This window comes from Microbacterium sp. BF1 (assembly GCF_019279095.1).
Lineage (GTDB): Bacteria > Actinomycetota > Actinomycetes > Actinomycetales > Microbacteriaceae > Microbacterium > Microbacterium maritypicum.
The window spans coordinates 1-660 of the sequence record NZ_JAGYWT010000810.1; the positions used below are offsets into that span (position 1 = coordinate 1).

The 660-nt window shown below is 69.7% G+C and carries 1 protein-coding gene and 1 pseudogene; both read right to left on the bottom strand.

Features of this window, described 5'->3' with window-relative positions; genetic code table 11:
• Positions 1-522 (bottom strand): Holliday junction branch migration protein RuvA (gene ruvA / locus KZA10_RS16940; RefSeq protein WP_218683486.1); only part of this gene is annotated, 522 nt, incomplete at its 3' end.
• A 9-nt stretch (positions 523-531) separates the two neighbouring features.
• A pseudogene (locus KZA10_RS18440) lies at positions 532-660 on the bottom strand (crossover junction endodeoxyribonuclease RuvC); the annotation flags it as partial.

Below are 660 nucleotides of genomic sequence, written 5' to 3' on the forward strand. Positions count from 1 at the left end.
CGCCGTCTGGGTCGCGGCTTCCGCGGCGACCTTCTCGGACCAGCCGAGCCCGACCAGCGCTGCGGCCACCTGCGTCACGACGTCGGTTCCGCCCGCGGCCGCCGGCTTCGACGGCGCCGCGAAGGCCTGCACCTTTCCGGCGAGCTGCAGGACGATGAGCTTGGCCGTCTTGGGGCCGATGCCGGAGACGCGCCGGAACGGGGCGTCGTCCTCGGCCGTGACGGCTTCGGCGATCTGATCGGCCGTGAGGTGCGAGAGCACGCCCAGCGCCGACTTCGGACCGACACCGGTGACGCTGATAAGAAGTCCGAAGATCTCCAGCTCCCCCCGGTCGGCGAATCCGAACAGCGACAGGGAGTCCTCCCGCACGATGAGGCTGGTGTGCAGCAGGAGCTTCTCCCCCACCACCGCTGTGTGCGCGACGTCAGCGGGGACGGCGACGGCGAATCCGACCCCGCCCACGTCGATGACGACCTGATCGGATGTCGCATGCAGGACGACACCGTGCAGAGAGGAGATCATCCCCTCAGCCTACGGTGTCGCTCGTAGGTATGTTCGACCGACACGCTTCTCGGCATCGGCCCAGGCACGCTGCGCGGGGGTCAGCGCCGCCTGGCCGGAAGATGATGCGGCTCCGCCTCGGCGCCATGCGTGGCAGAG